This window comes from Polaromonas sp. P3_C2 (genome assembly GCF_056402675.1).
The window spans coordinates 1-1,141 of sequence record NZ_JBFUGX010000982.1 but is presented as its reverse complement, the minus strand read 5'-3'; the positions used below and the strand labels follow the sequence as shown (position 1 = coordinate 1,141).

1 protein-coding gene, 1 tRNA gene and 1 pseudogene are annotated in these 1,141 nt (G+C 62.0%); 2 read left to right on the top strand and 1 reads right to left on the bottom strand.

The features are described from left to right. Together AC1DWI_RS23990 and AC1DWI_RS23985 are read left to right on the top strand one after the other, a co-directional pair. Positions 1 to 451: pseudogene (locus AC1DWI_RS23990) on the top strand (peptidyl-prolyl cis-trans isomerase); the annotation flags it as partial. 36 nt (positions 452 to 487) lie between these two features. Beyond that, positions 488 to 563 (top strand) — tRNA-His (locus tag AC1DWI_RS23985). Positions 564 to 652: 89 nt separating this feature from the next. Here AC1DWI_RS23985 and AC1DWI_RS23980 read toward each other — a convergent pair. Then, a partial coding sequence (locus tag AC1DWI_RS23980) for a zinc-binding dehydrogenase (RefSeq protein ID WP_477726015.1) occupies positions 653 to 1,141 on the bottom strand: 489 nt, incomplete at its 5' end.

Here is a 1,141-nt window from a genome sequence, read left to right as displayed (position 1 = left end):
GAAAGATGTCGTGCGCCAGCGCTGGGTTGCCCAGCGCAGCGCCGAAGAAGCGCGCAAGGAGGGCGAGGCCAAGCTGGCTGCCTGGAAGGCCGCCCCGGCGTCTGCAACCGCTTTGGCCGCACCGGTGGTCGTGTCGCGTGAGCAAACCCAGAAGCTTCCCAATCCGGTGATCGATGCGGCGCTCCGCGCGGACGCGGCTGCCTTGCCGGCATTTGCCGGGGTTAGCCTCGGCGCACAAGGTTACGTCGTGATCAAGGTCAACAAGGTGGTTCCGCGCGAGGCGCCACCTGAAGCGGCAGCCAAGCAGGAACGCAACCAGTACACGCAGTGGTGGACCGCCGCGGAAAATCTGGCGTATTACAACGGCCTGAAAGATCGCTTCAAGACGAAAATCCTGGTGGCAAAGCCTCCTGTCGCCAAGGCAGGCGCAGAAGAAGTCGTCACCCAGTAAATTGCAGCGGCTTTGCCGCTATAATGCAGGGCTCCGGTGGCTGTAGCTCAGTTGGTAGAGTCCAGGATTGTGATTCCTGTTGTCGTGGGTTCGAGCCCCATCAGCCACCCCAGTATTTGAGAAGTCCCGCTTGCCGCAAGGCTCGCGGGACTTTTTCATTTGGGGCCTGGCGCGGCTGCCTTACACAGGCGGGGCCATACCCTAGTTCACCATGACCAGCTTGCCCTTGACGCCCCGTGAGCCCATGTGGGTATAGGCGGCTTTCAGTTCGGCCATGGGCATGGTGCGGTCGATGACCGGTTTGATCTTGCCTTGGGCATACCAGCCGGCCAGCTCGGCCATCATGGCCGCATTGGCCTTGGGTTCGCGCTTGGCGAAGTCGCCCCAGAACACGCCGACGATGGAAGCGCCCTTGAGCAGCGTGAGGTTGAGTGGCAGGGACGGGATGGGGCCTGAAGCAAAGCCCACTACCAGGTAACGGCCCCGCCACGCGATGGAGCGAAAAGCCGGCTCGCTAAACTCGCCGCCGACCGGGTCATAAATCACGTCAGGTCCCTTGCCTTCGGTCAGTGCCTTGATTTCGTCACGCAGGTTTTTCGTGGTGTAGTTGATGGTGGCGTCCGCGCCAATGGACGTGCAAAGGGCACATTTCTCATCGGTCGATGCGGCTGCGATTACGCGAGCTCCGGC